The 23,964-nt window shown below is 60.1% G+C and carries 23 protein-coding genes; 9 read left to right on the plus strand and 14 right to left on the minus strand.

What is annotated here, in order from left to right:
- The first annotated feature begins 9 nt into the window (after positions 1-9).
- Positions 10-1,263, plus strand: a complete 1,254-nt coding sequence (gene tyrS / locus AC1D06_RS19860) for a tyrosine--tRNA ligase (protein ID WP_477987573.1) — start codon at positions 10-12, stop codon at positions 1,261-1,263.
- A 29-nt stretch (positions 1,264-1,292) separates the two neighbouring features.
- On the opposite strand, the gene AC1D06_RS19865 is transcribed toward tyrS, so the two are convergent.
- Positions 1,293-4,682, minus strand: a complete 3,390-nt coding sequence (locus AC1D06_RS19865; RefSeq protein ID WP_477987574.1) for a YhdP family protein — start codon at positions 4,680-4,682, stop codon at positions 1,293-1,295.
- A 112-nt stretch (positions 4,683-4,794) separates the two neighbouring features.
- Here AC1D06_RS19865 and AC1D06_RS19870 point away from each other — a divergent pair, with 112 nt between their 5' ends.
- The 3 genes from AC1D06_RS19870 to AC1D06_RS19880 all read left to right on the plus strand — a co-directional run bounded on the left by AC1D06_RS19870 (position 4,795) and on the right by AC1D06_RS19880 (position 7,561).
- Complete coding sequence (locus AC1D06_RS19870) at positions 4,795-5,265, plus strand: peroxiredoxin (protein ID WP_477987598.1); 471 nt, start codon at positions 4,795-4,797, stop codon at positions 5,263-5,265.
- A gap of 40 nt (positions 5,266-5,305) precedes the next feature.
- Complete coding sequence (locus AC1D06_RS19875; protein ID WP_477987575.1) at positions 5,306-6,133, plus strand: ferritin-like domain-containing protein; 828 nt, start codon at positions 5,306-5,308, stop codon at positions 6,131-6,133.
- A 120-nt stretch (positions 6,134-6,253) separates the two neighbouring features.
- Positions 6,254-7,561, plus strand: a complete 1,308-nt coding sequence (locus AC1D06_RS19880) for a M23 family metallopeptidase (protein ID WP_477987576.1) — start codon at positions 6,254-6,256, stop codon at positions 7,559-7,561.
- 12 nt (positions 7,562-7,573) lie between these two features.
- Here AC1D06_RS19880 and AC1D06_RS19885 read toward each other — a convergent pair whose 3' ends face one another.
- Complete coding sequence (locus tag AC1D06_RS19885) at positions 7,574-8,197, minus strand: sulfotransferase family 2 domain-containing protein (protein ID WP_477987577.1); 624 nt, start codon at positions 8,195-8,197, stop codon at positions 7,574-7,576.
- A gap of 320 nt (positions 8,198-8,517) precedes the next feature.
- On the opposite strand from AC1D06_RS19885, the gene AC1D06_RS19890 reads away from it, so the two are divergent.
- Positions 8,518-10,086: a DEAD/DEAH box helicase gene (locus AC1D06_RS19890; protein ID WP_477987578.1), complete on the plus strand. Its 1,569-nt coding sequence runs from the start codon at positions 8,518-8,520 to the stop codon at positions 10,084-10,086.
- 3 nt (positions 10,087-10,089) lie between these two features.
- Positions 10,090-10,506 (plus strand): NUDIX domain-containing protein, encoded by a 417-nt coding sequence (locus tag AC1D06_RS19895; protein ID WP_477987579.1) that lies wholly within the window; start codon positions 10,090-10,092, stop codon positions 10,504-10,506.
- A 75-nt stretch (positions 10,507-10,581) separates the two neighbouring features.
- Here AC1D06_RS19895 and AC1D06_RS19900 read toward each other — a convergent pair whose 3' ends face one another.
- The 4 genes from AC1D06_RS19900 to AC1D06_RS19915 form a co-directional block, all read right to left on the minus strand.
- Complete coding sequence (locus AC1D06_RS19900) at positions 10,582-10,845, minus strand: hypothetical protein (protein ID WP_477876674.1); 264 nt, start codon at positions 10,843-10,845, stop codon at positions 10,582-10,584.
- Between the two features lie 150 nt (positions 10,846-10,995).
- Positions 10,996-11,319 (minus strand): TfoX/Sxy family protein, encoded by a 324-nt coding sequence (locus AC1D06_RS19905; RefSeq protein ID WP_477987580.1) that lies wholly within the window; start codon positions 11,317-11,319, stop codon positions 10,996-10,998.
- A gap of 70 nt (positions 11,320-11,389) precedes the next feature.
- A complete protein-coding gene (locus tag AC1D06_RS19910) occupies positions 11,390-13,597 on the minus strand; it encodes a TonB-dependent receptor domain-containing protein (protein WP_477987581.1) in 2,208 nt (735 codons plus the stop codon).
- A 325-nt stretch (positions 13,598-13,922) separates the two neighbouring features.
- Positions 13,923-15,584, minus strand: a complete 1,662-nt coding sequence (locus AC1D06_RS19915) for an NAD+ synthase (protein WP_477987582.1) — start codon at positions 15,582-15,584, stop codon at positions 13,923-13,925.
- A 151-nt stretch (positions 15,585-15,735) separates the two neighbouring features.
- Between AC1D06_RS19915 and AC1D06_RS19920 the strand changes: the two genes are divergently transcribed.
- On the plus strand, positions 15,736-16,278 hold the full coding sequence (locus AC1D06_RS19920) for a DUF1003 domain-containing protein (RefSeq protein WP_477876678.1): 543 nt from the start codon (positions 15,736-15,738) through the stop codon (positions 16,276-16,278).
- Between the two features lie 6 nt (positions 16,279-16,284).
- On the opposite strand, the gene AC1D06_RS19925 is transcribed toward AC1D06_RS19920, so the two are convergent.
- Positions 16,285-16,698: a GFA family protein gene (locus AC1D06_RS19925; protein ID WP_477987583.1), complete on the minus strand. Its 414-nt coding sequence runs from the start codon at positions 16,696-16,698 to the stop codon at positions 16,285-16,287.
- Between the two features lie 290 nt (positions 16,699-16,988).
- Between AC1D06_RS19925 and AC1D06_RS19930 the strand changes: the two genes are divergently transcribed.
- The gene (locus tag AC1D06_RS19930) at positions 16,989-17,891 is read left to right on the plus strand and encodes a calcium-binding protein (protein ID WP_477987584.1); all 903 of its coding nucleotides are present in this window, start codon (positions 16,989-16,991) and stop codon (positions 17,889-17,891) included.
- Between the two features lie 61 nt (positions 17,892-17,952).
- On the opposite strand, the gene AC1D06_RS19935 is transcribed toward AC1D06_RS19930, so the two are convergent.
- From AC1D06_RS19935 to AC1D06_RS19960, 6 genes are all read right to left on the minus strand, one after another.
- A complete protein-coding gene (locus tag AC1D06_RS19935) occupies positions 17,953-18,543 on the minus strand; it encodes a hypothetical protein (protein ID WP_477987585.1) in 591 nt (196 codons plus the stop codon).
- Between the two features lie 509 nt (positions 18,544-19,052).
- A complete protein-coding gene (locus AC1D06_RS19940; protein ID WP_477876682.1) occupies positions 19,053-20,426 on the minus strand; it encodes a class II 3-deoxy-7-phosphoheptulonate synthase in 1,374 nt (457 codons plus the stop codon).
- 160 nt (positions 20,427-20,586) lie between these two features.
- Positions 20,587-20,745, minus strand: a complete 159-nt coding sequence (locus AC1D06_RS19945; RefSeq protein WP_477876683.1) for a hypothetical protein — start codon at positions 20,743-20,745, stop codon at positions 20,587-20,589.
- Positions 20,746-20,936: 191 nt separating this feature from the next.
- Positions 20,937-21,380, minus strand: a complete 444-nt coding sequence (locus AC1D06_RS19950) for a hypothetical protein (RefSeq protein WP_477987586.1) — start codon at positions 21,378-21,380, stop codon at positions 20,937-20,939.
- Positions 21,381-21,428: 48 nt separating this feature from the next.
- Positions 21,429-21,827 carry a VOC family protein gene (locus AC1D06_RS19955; RefSeq protein ID WP_477987587.1) on the minus strand — a complete coding sequence of 133 codons (399 nt, stop codon included), beginning with the start codon at positions 21,825-21,827 and terminating at the stop codon, positions 21,429-21,431.
- Positions 21,828-21,895: 68 nt separating this feature from the next.
- Positions 21,896-22,333, minus strand: coding sequence for a tautomerase family protein (locus AC1D06_RS19960; RefSeq protein ID WP_477987588.1), 438 nt, complete (start codon positions 22,331-22,333; stop codon positions 21,896-21,898).
- A gap of 123 nt (positions 22,334-22,456) precedes the next feature.
- Here AC1D06_RS19960 and AC1D06_RS19965 point away from each other — a divergent pair, with 123 nt between their 5' ends.
- Positions 22,457-23,047, plus strand: coding sequence for a TetR/AcrR family transcriptional regulator (locus AC1D06_RS19965; protein ID WP_477987589.1), 591 nt, complete (start codon positions 22,457-22,459; stop codon positions 23,045-23,047).
- Positions 23,048-23,082: 35 nt separating this feature from the next.
- Here AC1D06_RS19965 and AC1D06_RS19970 read toward each other — a convergent pair whose 3' ends face one another.
- On the minus strand, positions 23,083-23,937 hold the full coding sequence (locus tag AC1D06_RS19970) for a LysR family transcriptional regulator (RefSeq protein ID WP_477987590.1): 855 nt from the start codon (positions 23,935-23,937) through the stop codon (positions 23,083-23,085).
- Positions 23,938-23,964: the final 27 nt, after the last annotated feature.

The raw sequence follows: 23,964 nt of genomic DNA on the forward strand, positions 1-23,964 counted from the left end.
GCCATCCTCATGTCCCAGTTCAAATCCGAATTCCTGCACACGCTCTCCGAACGCGGCTTTATCCATCAGATCTCCGACGAGACCGGTCTTGACGAAGCTCTGAGCAAGGAGACGGTGACTGCCTATATCGGATTTGATCCGACAGCACCCTCGCTGCATGCCGGCTCGCTGATCCAGATCATGATGCTGCATTGGCTGCAGAAGACCGGCCACCGGCCGATCTCGCTAATGGGTGGCGGCACCGGCATGGTTGGCGACCCCTCTTTCAAGGAGGAAGCCCGGCAGCTGATGACCGTCGACACGATCGAGGGCAACATCGCCTCGATCAAGCGTGTCTTTGCCAATTACCTCGCCTATGGCGAAGGCGCCAAGGACGCATTGATGATCAACAATGCCGACTGGCTGCGTTCGCTCAATTACCTCGAATTCCTGCGCGATGTCGGCCGCTACTTCTCGGTCAACCGCATGCTGTCCTTCGACAGCGTCAAGACGCGGCTCGATCGGGAGCAGTCGCTCAGCTTCCTCGAATTCAACTACATGATCCTGCAGGCCTACGATTTCGTCGAACTCGCCAAGCGCTACGATTGCCGTCTGCAGATGGGTGGCTCGGATCAGTGGGGCAACATCGTCAACGGCATCGATCTCGGCCACCGCATGGGGACGAAGCAGCTCTTCGCGCTGACCTCGCCGCTGCTGACCACGTCTTCCGGCGCCAAGATGGGCAAGTCGGCGACCGGTGCCATCTGGCTGAACCCGGACATGCTCTCGGCCTATGACTTCTGGCAATACTGGCGCAACACCGAAGACGCCGATGTCAGCCGCTTCCTAAAGCTCTACACGTCGCTGCCGATGGATGAAATCATCAGGCTTTCGGCGCTCGGCGGCTCGGAGCTCAACGAGGTGAAGAAGATCCTCGCCACCGAAGTCACGGCGATGCTGCATGGCCGCGCCGCGGCCGAACAGGCTGCCGAGACGGCACGCAAAGTGTTCGAGGAAGGCGCGCTCGACAGCAACCTGCCGACGGTGGAAGTGGCTGCCAGCGAACTCGATGCCGGCATCGGCCTGCTGGCGCTGTTCGTCAAGGCCGGCCTGGCTGCGTCGAACGGTGAAGCCCGCCGGCATGTCCAGGGCGGCGCGGTGCGGATCAACGATCAGCCGGTCAGCGACGAGAAGCGTGTGATCGGCAGCGGCGATCTTACCGCCGACCAGGTGATCAAGCTGTCGCTCGGCAAGAAGAAGCATGTGCTGGTGAAAGCAGCGTAAGCTGCTTGGCGGGTGGAGAGACCTACCCGTCACTGAAACTCGAAGATATTGCGAAACACCCCCGGCGCGATCAGCGACAACGGGTTGACCGTCAGCTTCGGATGGTCGAACGGCCCTTCGAGCTTGAAGGTGATGCCGAGCAGTCCCCGGTCGCGGCCATTGCCGAGGATATTGCCGATCAGCGGCAATTGGCCGAACAGGCTGTTGAGCCCATAGGCAGGCATGAAGGTGCCGGTCATGTCGGTGCGTCCCCTTGCATCGCGGACCGTGCCCTGGAAAGTGGCGCCGACCTGATCGCCGCGGACGATGCCATTGTCGACCTTGACGATCTTGCCGTCCAGCAGGACGCGGGCAAAACCGCGGCGAAATTTCTGCGTGCTCGTATCGATATCGGTGTTCACCGCATCCGAAAGGCTGCGGCCGTCGGAGCCGGTCCGTGCCGACACGATCGACTTCAGCCGCTGCTCGTTGATGAGCTCGAAATTATGAATATCGATCGAACCCTGCCAGGAGGTGGCGCTGCTACGGCGCAGGCTGAGATTGAGCAACCCGCCATCCATGTTGTGGTACAAATCCGTGAAACGCGCCACCGCGCCGGCATCGCCCGCAGTAATATCGATCGAACCGGCGGACTCGTCGCGTTTGACGACCACGGCCTGTCCGGATCGGGTGACGCCGCTGAAGTTCAGCGTCTGCACCTTGCCTTTGGCAGTCGAGAGCTTGAGGATGACTGACGACAGGCTCTCCTGGTTGTAGCCGGTTGCCTTGCCGATGGTGGCGACGATCGTGGTCGTCGTCTTCGAATCACTGTCGGTCGAGGTGGATGTCGCCGAATCCGGCGATTTTATCTTGTCGAGAAATGGCCTGAGATCGATCGACTGCCCGCTGACTTCGATCGACAGCCCGCCGGATTTACGCGTCAGGTTGAGTGCAAAGCTGTCGGAATTGGCAAGCTTCACCCGAGAGAATTTCGCTGACACCAGGCCGCGTTTGTCCACCGTCAAACTGCCCTTGGCGCCAAAACCGTCGCCATTGAACTCAAGATCACGGATATCGGTCTGCCCGTCACGCTCGATCAGCGTGAACTCCGCGGTCGCCGGTATTCCCGGCCCCTTGCGCCAACCGATGATCGGGATCGACAGGCTGGCCGACGTCAGGTCTATCTTTGCCTTCTGGCCTTCATCACCGGCCTTTTCCATCCGCACGCCCACATCGCCGGACACGTAAGATGCAAGCGAGGGAGCCACCTTGGCGATCTCATCGCGGCTGACATTGCCCTCGATCAGCCACTGCCGCACGACATCGCTGTCCTTTACGACAGGCTCGGTCATCGACACGTCGACGCCTATGCCGTTGATTTCGGCCTTGCCCTTCAGCACCGCAGATTGCGGATCGACCGTCAACGTCGCATCGACATTGGTCACCTTGCGATTCTCGATCGTCTTGAGCAGGCCGACCTTGTTGAGATCGACGGTGACGTCGAACGCCGGCGGCGGCGGCCTCTGCTCCTTCTCCAGACCGAAGGTGACGTTGAGATTGGCCTCGGCCGTTCCGGAAATATCCTTGGCGGCAAAGGGCATGCGCGACATCGCGTCGATGGGCTTATAGGCGGATAGCTCGGCAAGCGCCGAAGCGTTGCCGGAAACGATCAGGTTGCCAAGCGTCGCCATCAACGGCTTTTGAGCCGTATCTGCGATCTCGAAAATGCCGCCGCCGCCTTTGACGACCTTGCCGGATGGCAGAGCGATCTCGCCATCCTTGACGTCGATTTTGACGTCCCGATCCTCAATCAGGAAATGTCCATCCGTCTTGCGCGACGCCGGCATGGTGTTGGAAAACCGGATCGAGGTGTCCTCCGCATCGAAGCCGATGCGCAATTCGCCCTTTTGGAAAATCAACGGCCCGGGGTGATCGGGGATACGGCCCGCCGCCAGGTTGATGTCGATCTCGGCATTCTTGACGGTTCCGTTCGTCAGATTGTCGAGAACCCAGGCACGCTGTTTCTTGGCGATCCAATAGGGCCAGAGCTGCTTGACGCTGGCCACCGAGATCGTGTCGGAATGCGCCTTGATCGCCAGTGCCGGCGTCGGCGGCACGAACTGCGTATGCGCAGAGCCGGACAGCGTGCCGGAATCGGTCGACAGGCTCATCGCATCAAGGAAGAGATCGGCCGTAAGCGGCAGGACGTAACCTTGGGCGCTGAAATTGAAATGTTCCGGCTTTTCATGTGCGGCCGGAACATCCGATACGCCATCATTGACATTGAGCGACAGCGCGAAACCCGGCGGCTTGCCCGGCGTCACCTTGTCGAGATCGACAGCCGAACCTTCCAGCGGCATCACCGCTTCGCCCATGTCGATCAATCCATCCGTCAGCTCGATCTTGCTACCCTTGAAATCATAGGAGAGCAGCAGATTGAGAGATTTCAGCGGCTGATCGTCGCCGTCGGAATAGAACATGCCCTCGCCGGCCGAAAGCCTCAGCGCCAGTTCGCGATCGCGGCTGGCGCTCAACAGGACAGTCAGCGGCGCATTGATCCCTTGGCGGGGCAGGCCCGTGGTCTTGTCATATTTCAGCAGCAACGGCGCGGAGTCGAGGCCGGAGAGGTCCGCGTTGACGGCCTGCACCTTGCCGTCAGCGGTGTCGAGTGCGACGGACAGTTTCGGCGTGAGTTTGCCGTAGCGGATCGAGGTCGTCAGCTGATAGCTGCCGCGCGCCAGATGCGAAAAAACGAAATCGCCGAGATCGATCCGGTCACCGAGTTTCGTCGGCTCAGGGAGCGTGAGGGATACGTTCTTGGCGACGATCTCCTCCGTCCGGGCGTTGCGTAGCGCTTCGACGCCTTTGTCGAGACCGGGATAAAGTTCGGCGAGCAGGCCGGGAATGCGGTCGATCCGCATGGAAGCCCAGTCGATCGGCCGCCGCGGCAGGAAGCGCAGGTCACCCTCGGCGCGGCCGATTTCGAGCCGCGCAAGTTCCATGCGCCCACTCAAAAGTGGCATCGGATCGAGCACGGCGGCGATCGAATCGGTCTTCAGCGCCACGATTCCCGTCTTCACATGCGTGATCTTGACGTCGACGGCGGCAACGGCCAGCAACCAATTGTCGGAAAACCTCAGCCGCACGGCGCCGACCTGAGGCTTGAAATCCTCACCCAGTGCCGCAGAGAGCGAGGCTTCGGCCCGCGCGGTCAGGGTCGAGTCGAGATATCCCTGCTCCAGTGCGATGAACAGGGAGCCGATGGCAATGACCACCAGCATCACCAGGATGAGCACGCCCTTGATGCAACGCCGCGTCCAGCCCGGGCCACGCGGCACGCCGAGCACTTTCGCATTCTCGTGCCATGCCGACGGCATCGCGTCGAGATGACGATAGTCACCCTTGTCGAAGACGACTTTTTCGCCGCGGACATGTTTCAAGAAGCGGTGCCTTTTTCGTTTACCGCAACCTACCCTATAAGGATGCGATTTTCATGGCCGAAACTGATTCCCGTCGGCCGATCCATACGTGCAGAAAGTACCTGAACGCAACATGACCGAACTGGCCGTTACCGATCAAGCCCCCGATTTCAACCTGCCGACCAATGGCGGCGGGGCGGTCTCCCTTACCGGACTTTCTGGCAAAAAAGTGGTGCTCTATTTTTATCCCAAGGACAATACCGAGGCCTGTACGCTCGAAGCCCAGGATTTCTCTGCGCTCGCAGCGGAATTCGAGGCGGCGGATGCGATCATCGTCGGCATTTCGCCAGACAGTGCCCGCAAGCATGACAATTTCTGTAGAAAATACGACCTGCGCATCATCCTCGCCGCCGACGAGGATCGCAAGGTGATCGAGACCTACGGCCTCTGGGTGGAAAAGCAGATGTATGGCCGCAAATATATGGGCGTCGAGCGCACCACTTATCTGATCGGCCGGGACGGCAGGATCGCCGCGGTCTGGCATAAGGTGAAGGTCAAGGCCCATGCCGAGGAAGTGCTTGCGGCCGCCAAGACGCTCGCCTGAAATGAATCAATGTGCCAACCGGAACCGATAAGCGATTGAGATGACAGCCGAATTGACCGTAACCACCCTGCGCGCCGGCGCGATCGCGGCGATCTCCGTCGCCGATCTCGACCGCAAGGTGGCGCTGACGCGCGAGACGCATCGGCTCTGGAACGAACGCGTGCTGTCGCTGCGCTCACCGCTCGACCCCGAGCCGCCGCTCCGGCCCGGTCGGCCGGAAAGACCGGAACTGATCTCGCCCGGCAAGACGAAGAAGCGCTCGCTGCACACCAAGTCCGGCCGCATCGCGCTTTTGCACGCCATCTGCCATATCGAACTTAACGCCGTCGACCTGGCGCTCGACATCGTTGCTCGCTTCGCCGACCAGCCGGTGCCGCGCTCGTTCTTCGACGGCTGGATGCAGGTGGCCTTCGAGGAGGCGAAGCACTTTGGCATGGTACGGCAGCGCCTGCGCGAGCTCGACGCGGATTATGGCAACCTGCCCGCCCATGACGGCCTTTGGGAAGCCGCGCACCACACCCGCAACGACCTGACCGCGCGCCTCGCGGTCGTGCCGCTTATCCTCGAAGCCCGAGGCCTCGATGTGACGCCCTCGATGCGCGACAATCTGCGCGAACTCGGCGACGAAGCGAGTGCGGCGATCTTCGATGTCATCTACGCCGACGAGAAGGGTCATGTCGCCGTCGGGGCCAAATGGTTTCGATTCCTTTGCGCCCGCGAGAGGAAGGACCCGGCAGCCGCCTTCCAGGCTTTGGTACGGGCCAATTTCCGCGGCGGGCTGAAGGCGCCGTTCAACGACCTCGCCCGTGCCGAAGCCGGTCTCACGCCGGGCTTCTACCGGGCGCTCTCATCAGTCTCGAATGCTTGAATTTATGCAAGCAAAATCAGATATTAAACCGTTTGTTAACCTTAATGGTCTGTAATCATTCGCAAGCGGAAATGCAGATCCGCTCCGTAGTTTCGCAATGATGGCGCGGAGGGTGTGCAAGTGTCAGACGGGCAGAACAGGGTGTTCGGCAAGAAGAAGGAAAACCACCTTCTGATTCTTGCCAGCGGCGACAAGGTCCGGCATATGACCGTCCGCCCCTGGATGGCCGCCCTCGGCGTCTCTGCCTTCGGCATCTTCACCATCGTCTATCTGAGCGCCACCGCCTATCTCGTCCTGCGCGACGACCTGATTGGTGCCTCCATGGCGCGCCAGGCGCGCATGCAGCACGATTACGAGGACCGCATCGCCGCCCTGCGCGCCCAGGTCGACCGCATCACTTCGCGGCAGTTGCTCGACCAGCAGGTGGTCGAGGACAAGGTGGAAAAGCTGCTCGAACAGCAGATGGCGCTGACCTCACGGCAGGGCAAGATGGGCGACGTGCTGCAGCGGGCCGAGGATTCGGGCCTAGACATCGGCACCCCCGATACCAGCAAATCCGCCACGGATACCGACATGGACAGCGAGCATAGCGAGGCGAGCCCGCTCGAGTCGTTCAAGAGTCTCCTGGCCAGCCACACACCCGACAATGGCGGCATGAAGACCCGCGCGCTCGCCTTTGCCGACGACAATGGCGATGTCGCCGACCATGCTGACAAACTCTTCACCAAAGTCACCTATTCGCTGAAGGATATCGAGCAAAAGCAGCTCTCACATATCCAGACGCTGACCGCCAACGCCTCCGAGCGCACCCAGAATATTGAGGAAATCCTGCAGAACACCGGCTTCAAGGTGCCTGACGCCAAGGACCTGGCCGCCGCTCAACCAGACGACGACAGCGCCGTCGGCGGCCCCTATGTCGCGCCGGAAACCGCCGATGAATTCGAGAACTCTCTTTCCAGCCTCGACCTGGCACTCGACCAGCTCGAACGCGTTAAGACTTTCGCCCGCAAACTGCCCTTCGCCAATCCGGCGCCCGGACGCCAGATCACCTCGCTGTTCGGCAATCGCATCGATCCCTTCTTCGGCAAGCTCGCCATGCATCCCGGTATCGATTTCCGTGAAGCGCCGGGCACCGAGGTCCACACGACCGGCGATGGCACCGTCATCTATGCCGGTCCGGCCAATGGCTATGGCAATCTCGTCGAGATCGATCACGGCAACGGCATCTCGACCCGCTACGGGCATCTGTCGAAAATTCTGGTCAAGAAGGGCGTGAAGGTCAAGGAAGGCGACCTGATCGCGCTCTCCGGCTCCACCGGTCGCTCCACCGGCCCGCACCTGCACTACGAGGTGCGCCGCAACAACCAGGCGGTCGACCCGCTGCGGTTCCTGAATGCCGGGATGAAGCTCAATACCTATATCGAATAGGACCAAGCATTCTCAGTCGTCGGTCTCGTCTGCGCCTGCCTCACCCTTGCGCTTCCTGTAGCCGAGCAGGTTGACATCTTCGCGATAAAGATTGCGGCAGAAGGCAAGCGTCTTGTCGTCCGGCTCGAAGTTGACGCCGTCGAACGAGGCACCCGCCATTTCATTGACATGCGGGAAATCCTGCGGCTCGCGGCCCATCAGCCGGTCGACGATGTGAATATCGGTCTCGATCGATTCGAGCCGCATCACGATCTGCGGCTTCGCCCGTTTCAGCCACCAGATCTGCGGCCGGAAATGCAGTTCCTCGGTCAGTGGAAAATCTGCCTTCTGGCATTCCCGCACAAAATGATTGATATCGTCGCCCAGCCCGCGCTCGATGATGAAATCCCTTACCGGGCGCATGAACCGACCGCCTCTGGCCATGTGCACCGAATATTTATAGGCCGAGACGAAGCGCGGAATAGGATCGCGCACCGCACAGAACCGTACATAATCCGGCCCCAGCAGGTGCCGCTCGTCCTTGGCGACGAAATGATCGGTCGATTTGTGCTGCAGCCCGAGATAGCGCGTGATGCTCATCCCGCCGGTTTTCGTGATATGCACGAAGACAAGATTGGTATCGGGTATCTGCTTCATCGGTTCTCTCGCCTCAGAGCATGCCTCGCGAAAGCGTGTCGCGAGATCTGATTCACGCGACGCGCTTCGGCGCCAACGGCCTCGCCGCACCCAACGCTTGCCCGTCCGGAGATTCGATGTCAACGACGATCGGCGATGGATGAAACACAACCGGCCACTGTTCATCGGACCGACAAATTCCATCCGGCTAACAAACGGCTGCTCTGCAACTGTGCTTATTGGAAGACACCGTGGCTGAAAATTAAGTCTGTTCATCCCAATCCGGTGATTTCCTTGACTTTACACATATTAACGATTATGTGCAGCGCAACCTCAGCGCCATGCGCGCCACGAATCTTCTGACAGACCCGAAAACGAACGGAAAATTCTTTCCTTTGACCAGCTTTCAAGACCTTGGCCTTAGCCAAAAAGTCCTCTCCGCTGTTACAGACGCCGGATATACGATACCCACTCCCATCCAGGCCGGCGCGATTCCCCCTGCGCTGACGCGGCGCGACATCCTTGGCATTGCCCAGACGGGCACGGGCAAGACTGCCTCCTTCGTCCTGCCGATGCTGACGCTTCTAGAAAAAGGCCGCGCACGCGCCAGAATGCCGCGGACACTGATCCTCGAGCCGACCCGCGAACTCGCCGCCCAGGTGGCGGAGAATTTCGAGAAATACGGCAAGAATCATAAGCTCAACGTCGCCTTGCTAATCGGCGGCGTCTCGTTCGACGACCAGGACCGCAAACTCGAACGCGGCGCCGATGTCCTGATCGCCACACCCGGCCGCCTGCTCGACCATTGCGAGCGTGGCAAGCTCCTGATGACCGGCGTCGAAATCCTCGTCATCGACGAAGCCGACCGCATGCTCGACATGGGCTTCATCCCCGATATCGAGCGGATCGTCAAAATGATCCCCTTTCACCGCCAGACGCTGTTCTTCTCRGCCACCATGCCGCCGGAGATCCAGAAGCTGGCCGATGCCTTCCTGCAGAATCCGGAACGCATCGAAGTCTCAGCGCCGGCTTCGACCGCCAAGACCGTCATCCAGCGCCTGCTCGCCTCCAACGGCCAGGATTGGGAAAAGCGCGCCACGCTGCGCGATGCCATCCGCGAAGTCGAAGCCGAGATCAAGAATGCGATCATCTTCTGCAATCGCAAAAAGGACGTGGCCGACCTGTTCCGCTCGCTGGAACGCCATGGCTTCTCGGTCGGCGCCCTGCATGGCGACATGGACCAGCGCTCGCGCACGAACATGCTGCAGAGTTTCCGCGACGGTAACATCAAGCTGCTCGTCGCCTCCGACGTCGCCGCCCGCGGCCTCGATATCCCCGATGTCAGCCATGTCTTCAATTTCGACGTGCCGATCCATGCGGAAGATTATGTCCACCGCATCGGCCGCACGGGCCGTGCCGGCCGCTCGGGCGCTGCGTTCATGCTGGTCACCAAGCGTGACAATCGCCATCTCGATGCGATCGAAAAGCTGATCGGCGAGAAGGTCGAATGGCACAAGGGCGATCTTTCGGCGCTGCCACCGAGCGAAGCGAGCAGCAGCAAGAGCCATTCCTCCAGCCAGCACGGCAAGGGTCGGGACAGTGACCGCAGCCGTTCGAGCCATGGCAGGAAGGACGGCAAGGACACCGCATTTCATAAAAGTGACACCAAAAGCAACGATGGTGGCGCAGTTATCGATATTGATTCCAAGAGACCGGAGAAACATATGGCCAAGGATAGCAATGCCGTGAAAAAGGATGCGCCACGTCCGGACCGCGCACCACCGCGGCCTTATCCTGCCAATGACGACAACCGCCGCCGCCGTTACCACGATCATGACGATGGCCCGACCCCGATCGGCTTTGGCGATGACGTGCCGGCCTTCATGCTGACCAGCGCCGCCATCAAGTAAGCCGTGCCCGGACGCAATTTCCCGGGTGTCGGAGCAGGCCTTGCCATCCTTAGGGATGGCAAATTGCTTTTATACAGGCGCACGCGCCCGCCTGAGGCCGGTCACTGGAACATTGTCGGCGGCAAGATCGACCATCTTGAACGCTCCGATGAAGCTGCCCGCCGCGAGGCAGAGGAAGAGACCGGGCTTTCGATCGGCACTGTCGAATTCCTCTGCCATTCGGAACAGATTTTCAAGGACGAAGGCCAGCACTGGGTATCGCTGATCTATGCGACCCGCGACTTTGCCGGGGAACCACGCGTGGTGGAGCCGGAAAAGCTACCGGAATTCGGCTGGTTCGACTTTGACCACCTGCCACAGCCGACGTCGAGATTCGCGCTGGATGCGGTTGCGCGTATAAAGACGCAAGCCGGCAAATAAGCATTCATTTCGGGCGAACAGTGCGCAGAAAGCCGAAGGCTCTCGGCGCACCGCGACATTCAAAACCATCAGCCGTCAGGGGCACACTTCCACATCACGCACCCTGCCCCAGCGGTTGACATGCTGTTGCATGACGCAATGGTCGGCCGGGCCACGTTCGACGACGACAGGCCGCTCCTCATGCGCGATGGCAGTGCCGACCAGAACGCCGACGGCACCGGCAGCAAGGCCGATAAGCAACAGCGGATGTGCATCGGCCTCGGTGGCGGTGGACAGCGTAGTTCCGGCGGCGGTGACGGCGATCAGAGCAGCGGCAATGGCAGTTCTCGAACGAAACATGGTCGTTCCTTTCATGAATTTCGGTTCGTCTTCGCTGATCGAAAACAGCCCGATCATGAGCCGCCATACATGTCCGGACGGTGGACGGCGGGTGAATTATGATTCACTTGACCTGTCTTGGAAAAGCCATGGTTTGGCTCTGGCACTCGTCTACTTGGCGCTCCGCCGCGCCGCCTCTACCGCAATCCGCACCCATTTCGCCGCCTCGTCCGGATCGTCGAATGCCTCCGACGGGATCGGCCAATAGGGCATGGCGACCGGCTTGTTGGTCTTGTTGTGCGTGTAGGTCCACTGCTTCGACCCCGCCGCCTCGTAGAGCGGCGCGGCCTCTTTGTCGCCCTTCAGCATCATTTCGTCTCGCAACTCGCAGGCAATGATCATGCCGTCGAGATAGACGCCCTTGCCGCCGAACATGCGCTTGATCGTCACCGGTCCGACCGAGCGGAAGAGATCCTGAATATCGTCGTGATCCATGCCGAAGCTCCCATTATCAGCTTGGAATAACGGGAGCATTCCACAGTCTTGTCAAGCACGGATACCTGTCTCAGAACCGCGCCGTGGCGCCGACCATGAATGTCCGGCCACGGCCATTGGTGATGTCGGTGAAGACATCACTCGAGCCGGTATTGGGATTCCAGTAGCTCTTGTTGAACACGTTCTCAACGCTGAAGAAGGCGCGGAAATTATCAGTGATCTTCCAGGAGCCGTAGAGATCGAACAGCGTGAAAGCCGGGCGTTTGAACGTATCCTTCTCAGTGAGCAGCGCCTGGATGCTGTCGCCGGTATAGTTGACGCGGCCACCAAGCGTGAGCTTCTGGTCAAAGAAACGCCTGCCGACATCGAGCGTGGCGAAATCGTCCGGCAACGTGCCGACATCGCTGCCGATCCCGGCAGCTTCGCCGAGCGGCTGCTTGGTATTGGCGACCGTGAACGACAGGTTGGCATAGGCAATCCCCATGTCATAACCACCCTGGAATTCGACGCCGTCCATGGTGGTGACACCCGGCAGGTTGACCCATTTCACCACATCAGGATCGTCGGTGGTGGAGGCGTAGGTGATGTAGTTGGAAATCCGGTTGCGGAAATAGCCGATCTTGGCATAAGCGGTATCGCCGGGCCTGATGAGATCGTCGCCGCGCAGGTTGACGCCGATGTCCAGGCCCTTCTGCCGCTCTGGCACGAGATCGAGATTGTTCTGGATCGGGTCGCCGGTGCCGTCGAAATTATGCCCGCCGGGATAGAACATCTCCGAGGCCGTCGGCGGCCGCATCGTATAAGCATAGGTAGCGTAGAACTGCAGCCAGTCCTTTGGCGTCACCGTGACGCCGATCTTCGGATTCCAGTTGCCGCCGTCGCGGGCGAGCGATGGCCCGGTGCAGTTGCCGACATGGTCCGCCGGGCAGCCATCGTCTCCCAGCTCCGGATAGCTGGTGACGCCATTCAAGTTCCAATAATCGTAGCGGATGCCTGTGGTCAGCCCCAAAATGCCGCGTGTCATCGTCGCGTCGAGGAAGCCACCACTCTTGATCAGGGTTCCATCGGGATTGGCGCCACGCGCGTCATTGGCCTTGTAGGCATCGGAATTGATCGCGGCACCATAGTCGAACTTGACGCTGGTGGCGTCGTTGATGTCCCAGGTGCTGGTATTGCTGATATCGAGCCCAAGCCCGGTATCGGTACCGCTACGGCCATCGAACGCACCACCGGTGCCGGCTAGGTTGACGTCAGTGATATTGGCATAGACGTTGATCTTCAGATCAACAATCTTGTCGCCGGGCTGGTAGGCATATTTGGCAGTGTAGGTCTGATTGTGGATCTGCCAGTTATAGCCGGCGCTCTGGACGTCGAAGGCGTTGTCATACCAGACGCCGCCAAGCAGCAGCGATTGAGTGTCATCCGGCGTCAGGCCCAACTTGACGAGCCCGGATTTCGACTGCTGGCTGGCATTGTAGGGATATTCGATGTCGTCGCCATTCCTGAAATTGCCGAAATTGCTGCCGCTGAAGGCGCCCATGATCGAGACACCGCCGACCGTGGCAAAGTCGTGTTTCCAGCCGGCCGCCGTCGTGCGCGAAAAATATTTGCCGTTGGTGCCGAGCTGGATGGTCTGCAGCCCACCATAATCCTTGCCGGGAAACAGCACGTCGTCGATGCCGACCGTCCTGAGATTGGCCGCGCCTGACAGCGTCCCGAGCCCATCATTGCCAGCCACCGCGCCACGCGTGATATCAACGCCGACGAGCAGGTTCGGATCGACGAAGGCCATGTTGTCGAACGTGCCGCCATGGCCGGACAGGTTGCGAAATGTCTGCGGCACCCCGTCGATCATGGTATTGACGCGGTTCATGCCCTGCATGCCGCGGATGTTGACGATGATGCCGGGATTTTCGGTCTGCTGACGGGTATAGGCGCCGGGTGTCGAGCGGACCGCGGCATTGGTATCGCTGGCAAAACGCTCCTGGAAATTCTCCGCCGAAATGGTCGAGACCGGCGCCGGCGTATTGGTGATATCGGAATCACTGCCTTTGTCGCCGCCGATAATCAGACGCTTGAGCTTCGTGGCGCCATTGCTGTCGGTGCCTTCGTCGTCGCTGGCCGCGTCACGGCTCTTGTCCTGAGAATTGCTCGAATCGTTGTCGAGCGTGATGACATCGCCATCGTCCGACTGCGCCCAGGCGCCTTGATGCGGCACGACAACATTCAATGCGACGCCCGCCAGCAAAACGGCAAGCCAACGCCTTCCAACACCCACGGCATACCCCCGCCAAATCCATCCGGCCCTGATGGCTTGCCCCGGGAAGTCTGGCGGCTGGCTTTCGGCCTTGCAGGGCATCGAACGCCCTGTTAATGAGCCGGACCATGCAGAAGTTGACTTTATGTGTCAAGTTATGACCCTGGTTTTTTCAAGGATTTCGGAGCTAGAAATCTGCCCATCCACGCGCCGACGGTGATGAAATCGGTCAAGCCGCGGCGAAAATGGTGCTTTTCGAGAACCGGAGCGGAGCGTACTCAAGTACGTGAGCACTGGAAGCGCAGAAAGGCGCCATTTGCAGCCCGGCTTCACCGATTTCGCCCCCTCAACTGCGATCGCGGAAGCGATTGGTGATCGGGTACCGCCGATCGCGACCAAAATTCTTGCGCGTGATCTTCACGCCCGGCGCCGATTGCCGCCGCTTGTATTCGGCCATGTAGAGCAGATGCTCGATGCGATGCACCGTCGCCGGATCATGGCCGCGGGCGATGATCTCATCCGTGCCCATCTCCTCCTCGATCAGGCATTCGAGGATATCGTCGAGCACCGAATAAGGCGGTAGCGAATCCTGGTCGGTCTGGTCGGGCCGGAGTTCTGCGGATGGCGCCTTGGCGATGATCGCGGCCGGGATCACTTCGCCCGCCGGTCCCAGTCGGCCGGGCGGCAGATGCGCATTGCGCCAGCGCGACACGGCATAGACCTGCATCTTGTAAAGGTCTTTGATCGGGTTGAAGCCGCCATTCATGTCGCCATAGAGCGTCGCATAGCCGACCGACATTTCCGACTTGTTGCCGGTGGTGACCACCATGGCGCCGAACTTGTTGGAAATGGCCATCAGGATCGTGCCGCGTGTGCGGCTCTGCAGGTTCTCCTCGGTGATGCCCTCCTCCGTGCCTTCGAACAGATCGGACAGCGCCGAGGAAAAGCCTGCGACCGGCTCCTCGATGTCGACGACGTCATATTGAACACCCAGAGCCTCAGCGCAGGCCTCCGCATCCGCAAGCGACTGTTCGGACGTGTAGCGATAGGGCATCATCACCGTACGCACCCGCTCGGCGCCCAGCGCATCCACCGCCAGTGCCGCACAAAGCGCCGAGTCGATGCCGCCGGAAAGCCCCAGCACCACGGACTTGAAGCCGTTCTTGTTGACATAGTCGCGCAGGCCCGTCATGGCGGCGAGATAGTCCGCCTCCTCTTCCGTCGGCAAGGCGGCATAAGGCCCTTCACAGCGCCACCGGCCCTCCTGGCGCGTCCAGGTTGTGGTGACCACCGCTTCCTCGAATTGCGGCATCTGGAAAGCGAGACCGCCGTCGCCATTGTAGCCGAAGCTGGCGCCATCGAAGACGATCTCGTTCTGGCCACCGATCTGGTTGGCATAAACGAGCGGCATCCCGGTCAACCCCACCTGGCGGAGCACGACGTCGTAGCGAACGCCGGTCTTGGCACGAAAGAAAGGCGAGCCGTTCGGATGCAGGAAGATCTCGGCGCCCTTCGCCGCGAGCGCTTCGCAAATACCGAGATCGCCCCAGATATCCTCGCAGATCGGCAGGCCGAGTTTCACGCCGCGGAACTCGACCACATCCGGCAGCGGTCCTGGCATAAAAACCCTCTTTTCGTCGAATTCGCCATAATTCGGCAGGTCGACCTTGTCGCGGATCGCCACAATCCGCCCGCCATGCAGGAAGGCCACCGCGTTGTGACAGCCGGAATCGCTCTGCCTCGGAAAGCCGATGACCACGGCCGGCCCCTCCTCCGTGGTCTCATGCGCCAGCGTCTCGACCGCCTTCAGGCAGGCTTTCAGAAAGGCCGGCTTGAGCACGAGGTCTTCCGGTTGGTAGCCGGACATAAACAATTCGGTCATCAGCAGGATGTCGGCGCCCTGTTCTCCGGTCTCAGCCAGCGCCTGACGCGCTTTCGCCAGGTTGCCGGCGACATCACCGACGGTTGGGTCGAGTTGGGCGACTGCGATGCGAAGCGTATCGGTCATGAGCCTGTCCTCCGACCATCAAATTATGCGGCGCGCGACGATCTGTCCATTGCGGCTGATCCGATGCGCGAGAAATGCAATCCAGCTGGAAGATCATTGTGCTATATGCCCGAATGCCGGAACAATCAGGCAGCCACGCGGAGAGAAACGGATGTTTGCGGATATTGAAAAGAAGTTTTTCGGCAAGACGGCCGACGAGCTCAGCCCTTCGGAAAAACGGGTGCTGAAGCTGACGCGCGAACGCAAGGTGCTCGCCAGCAATGCCAGCGAGGATTTCCTCGCCAACTCCAGCTTCGGCGAACGGCTCGCCGACTCCATCGCCCGCGTCGGCGGATCGTGGGGCTTCATCATGGGGTTCGGATTGTTTCTGCTGTTCTGGGTCGCGGTCAATACCATCGTGCTGATGACCCGCGCCTTCGACCCCTACCCGTTCATCTTCCTCAATCTGATACTTTCCATGCTCGCCGCCATCCAGGCGCCGATCATCATGATGAGCCAGAACCGCCAGGCCGAGCGCGACCGGTTCATGGCAGCCAAGGATTATGAGATCAACCTCAAGGCCGAGATCGAGGTTCTCGGCCTGCATCACAAGATCGACCTGCAGGTGCTCACGGAAATCAAGGCGTTGCGGGACCGGCTTGAAGGCCTCTGCGCCGACGTCACCAAGCTCAGGGGCGAAACACCAGCGCCGTGAAACAGCTCATCCGCCGCTGATTGTTGGCCCGTCCTGCGCATATTGCGGCAGGCCGTCGTTGATCTCGTAGAAATCGCCCTTGTCGGCGCAATAGATATGGTAGCCGGCGGCGAGGCCGGTCGGCTGGTCGAGCGAGCCGGCCATGATCGAGATTTCGTCGCGCCCGACGCCCTTCCAGAACAGCGCCGACCCGCAATGGCGGCAGAAGCCTCGCCGTCCTGTATCGCTGGAATGATACCAGGTGATATTGTCCTCACCGGTGATTGTCACATCACTCACCATGGCATTGGCCGAGGCATAATAAAGGCCGGTCTGCCGCCGGCACTGGCCACAGTGGCAGAATGTCATGTCCTTGAACTTCCCGCTGACCGTGAAGGTCACGGCGCCGCAAAGGCAGGACCCGGTGTGAATGTCTGTCATTGGCTTCTCCCATCTCGATGAAGCCAGATTTTTCCGTCTTTGCCGCGGGGTCAAACGAATAGGCCTGATGCTGGCATTGAATTTCCTTGAACCACCGTCACCTGCTCCATCTCCCGATGATCGGGAGAACTTCGGCGGCGAATTTACATAGCATTTTACGACAACCTTAGATGTTATGGTTAATCCGAAGTAAACATGCATGGAGGGCTAGCGTCCGATTTTCAGACGGGCACAGTTCGACTATGTTCCGCGCCATCCCACGGACCGATGCAACAAGATGGAGACGACAGATGGCGAATATCACTGGTACCAACCACGCCGACACGCTTTCCGGAACCGATCTCGGCGACGTGATCACCGCGAAGAACGGCGATGACACGATCCTGAGCAGCGGCGGGCTGGACCATATCGACGGCGGCCAGGGCAGCGACACGATGGACTATAGCAGCTACGACGGCGAACTCAGCATCGTGCTGGCCAACGACGCACCGACCACCGTCTATGGCAATGGCGCTCCCGGTGACGTGCTCGTCGACATCGAAAACCTGATCGGCGGCCGTCGCGACGACTATTTCGCCGGCGACRATTCCGACAACACCTTCCGCGGCAATGGCGGAAACGACTATTTCGTCGCCAGCAACGGCTTCGACCACTATTATGGCGGCTCCGGCTACGACATGGTTGATTATTCCGCCACCGGTGTCGGCCTCATCATCAGCGCGCCGAAGGGCGGTGTCAGTATCGTATCGGGCGGCGGTGTCGACCACGATACGCTCTCCGGCATCGAGCAGATCATCGGCACGGCCTTCGACGACAAGATCCTCGGCGGCAAGGCCAACAATGAATTCCACGGCGGCGCCGGCGATGACGTGCTCAAGGGCGGCGCTGGTGGTGACGTACTGACCGGCGACGCCGGCAACGACCAACTGACCGGCGGCGCCGATGCCGACATCTTCGTCTTCTCCGGCAAGTTCGGTGCCGACACGGTGACCGATTTCCATGCCACGGGCGACGATCACGACGTGCTCGACCTCAGCGGCGTCTCCACACTCTCAAGCTTCGACAACATGCTCATCGACCACCGCATCTGGCAGGATGGCAATGACACGGTGATCGATGCCGGCAAGGGCAACGAGATCGTGCTCAAGCATGTCGACATCCACGATCTGTCGGCAGCAGATTTCCTGTTCTGAACAACAAACCGGAATGTGAAAAGGGCGCCACGGGCGCCCTTTTCATTCTGCGTTTCCGCTTTCAATGCCCATCTGCGGACCAGTGCAGCGTATCCGACAGCAGCTTGTGGACGCCGTAGGTGGCGCCAATGGCATGCAGCGTCGTATTGGTGGCGCCCGATTGCGGCGCGCCGAGAATGAAGGACATGCCGTTCCTGTCCGTCATCGGAATTGATCCGGTCCAGGTAATATCCATGTCGATCGCCAACCCCTCGATATCGTGAGAAGCGACGGATGGCGCGTAGACGATGCGGAACATCGACGCCATTTCCTGAGCCGCCGCGCGCGACTTGGCATCATTGCCGTGATCCCAGTTGATCGCGCAGCCGGCCTTGGGCGGCACTTTCGACGGTGCGATGAGATGGTGCGAAACGTCCCAGCTATAGCGCATCAGATAGGTGCGGATGGGATTTCTCAGTGTGGCGAACACCTCCACCCTCGCACCGGCCTTGACCAAGGCCTGCACGAAGTCCTGCACATTGCTGCGGAAGGGTTGCTTGAGGTCTGCAATATCGGTGCTGTTGGCAAAWTTCGCCTGGTTTTTCGACCACCAGGCAGCGCCGCTGAGATTGSGAATCCCGCGGCACGGTCGGCCCTTTCGAGCCCGCAGCATTCGCCGTTCTACCGCCTGCCATCTGCGCCTCCTATTCGACCTATCCCACCATGTCCCCAGATTCGAGCATTTGCGCGGCCGATGATCGGCTCGCATGTTGCTTCCTAAGCGCTGCCAGCCACGTAGTGGTTCCCTTACAACACGGATCGAGCTTTTTGGTGATCGCGGCCCGCCGGCCTGAATTGTTTCCGTCGCGACGGAAATGATCACACCAGCCGCGATCCGAAACAAAAGCTGAAATATCGCCCGGCGTTGCGCCGGCCCAAACCGGGACAGGCGCACCGGCCGGCGAAAAGAATGGGATGACGAAGCAAAGACGACCGGTTGAAGCCACAACGACCTTCCGCATGCAATCCGTCCTCATGCCGTTGGCATGGAATCTCGACAGAATAGCCGCAAGATCGCTCGAAAACAACAATCGTGACAGGGGCGAGGTCGCCACGATGACTCAGATGTAGAAAAAGGCGCAGGTAAGACCTGCGCCCGATGTCGGCAAAGATATCAGTTAATCAGCCGTTGACCGCGATCTTGCGCTCGTCGCGACCGCTCTTCAGCTTCTCGGCCAGCAGGAAGGCCAGTTCCAGCGCCTGGTCGGCATTGAGGCGCGGGTCGCAATGGGTGTGATAGCGATCCTGCAGGTCGTCGGCCGTCAGCGCGCGGGCGCCGCCGGTGCATTCGGTGACGTCCTTGCCGGTCATCTCGATATGGATGCCGCCCGGATGCGTGCCTTCCGAATGGTGGATGGCAAAGAAGTTTTCCACCTCGCTCAGGATCCTCTCGAACGGCCGGGTCTTGTAGTTGTTGAGCGTGATCGTGTTGCCATGCATCGGATCGCAGGACCAGACCACCTTGCGGCCTTCGCGCTCGACGGCGCGGATCAGGCGCGGCAGGTGCTCGGCAACCTTGTCATGGCCGAAGCGGCAGATCAGCGTCAGCCTGCCGGCCTCGTTCTGAGGATTGAGGATGTCGATCAGTTCGAGCAGGCCGTCGGCGGTCAGCGAAGGGCCGCATTTGAGCCCGATCGGATTCTTGATGCCGCGGCAATATTCGACATGCGCATGGTCGGCCTGGCGGGTACGGTCGCCGATCCAGATCATGTGGCCTGATGTGGCGTACCAGTCGCCGGAGGTCGAATCGACGCGGGTCAACGCCTGCTCGTAGCCGAGCAGCAGCGCCTCGTGGCTGGTGAAGAAATCGGTTTCGCGCAGGGCATGATTGTTCTCCGAGGTGATGCCGATCGCCGCCATGAAATCCATGGTCTCGCCGATACGCTCGGCCAACGCCCTGTAACGGTCGGCCTGCGGGCTGTCCTTGACAAAGCCGAGCATCCATTTGTGAACGTTGTCGAGATTGGCATAACCGCCCATGGCGAAGGCGCGCAGCAGGTTCAGCGTCGCGGCGGACTGGCGGTAGGCCATGATCTGCCGTTCCGGATTGGGAATACGCGCTTCCTCGGTGAATTCGATGCCGTTGATGATATCGCCGCGGTAGCTCGGCAGTGTCACATCGCCCAGCTTCTCGACGCCGGACGAACGCGGCTTGGCGAACTGGCCGGCAACGCGACCGACCTTGACGACCGGCTTCTGGGCGCCGAAGGTCAGCACCACGGCCATCTGCAGGAAGGCGCGGAAGAAATCGCGGATATTGTCAGCGCCATGTTCGGCAAAGCTCTCGGCGCAGTCGCCGCCCTGCAAGAGGAAGCTTTCTCCATTGGCTACCTTGGCGAGCGAGGCCTTCAGACGCCGCGCCTCGCCTGCAAAAACCAGTGGCGGATAGGTGGCAAGCTGAGCTTCCGTGGCCTGCAGTGCAGCCATGTCCGGATACTCCGGAACCTGCTGAATGGGCTTAGACCTCCAGCTTTGCGGGTTCCAATTCTGTGCCATCGTACTCACCTTGTGACGAGATAAAACATGACCCCGGCGGCATTGCCGGGGAATTGGCGGCTTATATACATTAAGGAAGCGTTTGCAAAGTCTTCAATACGTCGCGCGAGGCAGTCCGCGCGTTCCCGCGCGGATGTCGCATCGTTGGAAATCCGGCGCCTCAGCGAACCAGTTCGAAGGCGGCGTAGGCGATGGCGACGATCGAGATCATCGGGAACAGCATGAAACTCAGGAACCCACCACCGCCGCGCTGGCGGTCGTAGTCGGTATCATAACTGGCAGTCTCGGTCGGCGGCACCTCGATATTCTGCGCGATCATGACTTTCCTCCTATTGATCGTGCTTCTTTTCTTTGCCCTGGAAACGCATCTCCTCATGCGCATCCCGGCCGGCACGTATTCACGCCCTTGAATATAGCATACGATGGGAGGAAAGACAAATTTGCGGTTGCGAGATGTTACGGGAGCGTTAAACGACAGGCTTAACGCATTGCGATGACGTCGTTACCGCCTCAAATACCCCGCGCCGGGTTCGGCTTCGGCTTGCGGACCTGCAGAGTGACCGTGCCGATCTGCCGCTGCTCGACCAGAAATCCTCCATCGTCATAGCTCACTGCAAAGATGCGAAAGCCATGTACTCCCATTTCGCGGAGAAGATCCGTCGGCGGTTGACTTTCGCGAAGCTGGCATTTCCGCGCCACGTCCCTACAATCGATCCGCAAGTCCGGCGCCGCATCCCGCGCCCCGACCAGAAGTGTCAGCCCCACCGGATCCACATCGAAATTGAGTTCACAATCCCTTTCGACGTGGCAGAAGCTTTCACCGGTAATGAGCCGGTTCTGCTCAAGCCGGAAAGCATAGTAAACGGATACGACGCCCTGCGGCAAATCCTCCGCCATGGCCGGACGCGCCATCAGCGCCGCGAGCAGAAACACTTTGAACCAATCTCCCGACATCCGTGTCCTCCACGACATCGGGAAAGGTCCTCGTGAAATTCATCGGAATTAGGGCGCATCTGCGTGGAAGTTCAACATCCATTGCACGCCGAACTTGTCGGTCAGCTTGCCGTAATAATCACCCCAGGGCTGAATGCCCAATTTCGTCGTCACGGTGCCGCGTTCGGCAAGCCGATCGAAAAGCAGGTCCGTTTCAGCGCGGCTGTCGGTCATCAGCATATGGGCCGAACCGCGCATCGGCTCCGCATCCGCATTATCCGATGCATGGAACAGAATGCCCGGTCCTTCGAAACGGGCATGCATGACCTTATCCTGCATGCCCGGAGGAGGCATCACGATTTCACCATATCGAACCAGGACCATCACCCGTCCCAAACCGCATGCGGTGTAGAAGCCAAGTGCCTGTTCACAGTCTGTGGTGAAGAACAGATAATTCGAAAGCAGCATTCAGGCCCCGTCTCAGGGAAAGCGGCCACTCTCCGCTTTCCCAAATGTGTGAAAGGTTGACGACGGTGTCAGGCTGCCGAGGCGGATTGCGCCGCATTCTGGATCTCGGCGACCAATTCTCCGTTGGTGAAGCCCCGGCCGCCTATTCCCCAGGAGCCATCGGCCGCATAGACGATGTTGGTCCAGATATGATCCCGGCGGACACGGCCTTCCGCGGCGTGTTCCACGATATCTGTGGCTCTTTCGATGAAAGCTTGTTTCACCGCGTCCGTCGAAAGCGCAATGGAGGGCAGCTTCAGTTCGATGAACGCCGCGGCAGCTGCGCGCCCGCCGGCAAACACATGTTGTCGGGGCAGCACGTTGATCGTGCCCACGACATTGGGCTCCATGAACGTGTTGCCGTTGAGTTCGGTGATCTCGAGCAGCGCTTGCGTCAGCCCATCGAAAACCTGCGCTTCGGCTTTGGAAGACAGCAGTCCTTCAGGCACAGTCAGTGTTATCGGCATCGTCTATCTCCAGTTTGAATTGGAACGAGCAATCGTTATATAGTGATCGCTCTTTATTCATACATACCGACCGCTCTCTATGCAAGAATAAAAGAGCGATCGCTCTCTAATGCGAGGACAGCAATGCGCTACAGCGCTGAACACAGTCAGGAGACACGGACGCGCATCATCGATGCCGCCGGCAGGCTTTTCCGCAGGGAAGGTTACGGCGGATCAGGCATCGAGGGCCTGACCAAGGCGGCGGGTGTCACCAATGGTGCGTTTTACGGTCACTTCAAATCGAAGCGAGAGGCGTTTCGCACCGCTGTTGTCGCCGGGCTCGGGGAATTGCGCGCCGGCATTGCCGAGATCAAGGTTGCGCACACGAAAACCTGGCTAAGGACCTTCGTGGAATTCTATCTGGGACCGAAGCGAACCTGCGAGATTGGCGAGAGCTGCACCCTGCCCAACCTCTCCCCGGACGTCATGCGCGCCGACGCCGAGACGCGGAGCGTCTATCAGACCGAACTTCTCGGCATTATCACGGAAATATCCGCCGGCCTGGATGGCGAGACCGAATCCGCAAAATTCGACCAGGCCGTGGCCCTCATGGCGCTATTGTCGGGCGGCGTCACACTTGCACGCACGGTGACTGATCCGGAACTCTCGGAGCGCATAGCCGCCGCCGTCAAACGCGCGGCACTCCGCATGCAGCCACAAGCGAGTGACCAATAGCAATCGCTGTCATTCAGAGTGCAGGCAGGCAGCAATCACCTGCCGCTCAATCGCTTCTCCTCGCCCTTCAACAGAGTGGCCAATCTTTCGATCACCAGCCGCACTTCGGCGCGGTGCCGGTCATCATCATTGGCGACGATGAACAGCGGGTGATCGAGTGTTTCGATAAGCCCGCCACGTCGCACCAGGCCAGGCTTCGCGTCGCCGACGAAAACAGGCAGCACCCCGCATCCCGCCCCGGCCTGGATCAGACGGATCAGAAGTTCAGGCGATGTCGTCCAGGYGAAAATCTGCCCCTCATGGTTTTCAAAAACCCATTTGTCGGCCGGCGCGTGCGAATGCTCCGTGCCGATCGAGATCCAGCGCTCGTCGGTGACCGGTGAGGCGGCGGACTGATAGACGGCGTAGGACATGGTGACGGAGCGCCGAACGGCAAAATTGCCGTTGACGGGCCGCTCCCCGAGAATTGCGACATCGGCCCGTCGGAAGGTCAGGTCGATGCCGGTGTGAACCGATTGGCAGCACAGCCGATAGGCATCGTCGGACCTACGAATATCCATGGCATGCTCGGCGATGAAGGGCGCCAGCCAATCATCGGCGGCAATCGAGACGATCGGCAGGGCAAAGGCGTCCTTGTGCCAATCCGCGATGCTGTCGGCGGCCCGCTGCATGGTCCGCACATGTTCCAGCAATATCTCACCGTCATGGGCGAGCCTGTAGCCCTGCTGGCTGCGGACGAACAATGTCCGGCCGGTGGTGCGCTCCAGCGCCAGCATGCGCCGGCCGATCGTCGGCGCGCTCATGCCCGTGCACGAAGCAGCGCCGCTCAGCCCGCCCTGCAGAGCCACGTGAAAGAAAAGCTGCAGATCATCCCATGCGGCTGTGTTCATTCTGGATTTCCGTCGTGAAAAATCGAG

The organism is Rhizobium sp. P2_G2, assembly GCF_056403555.1.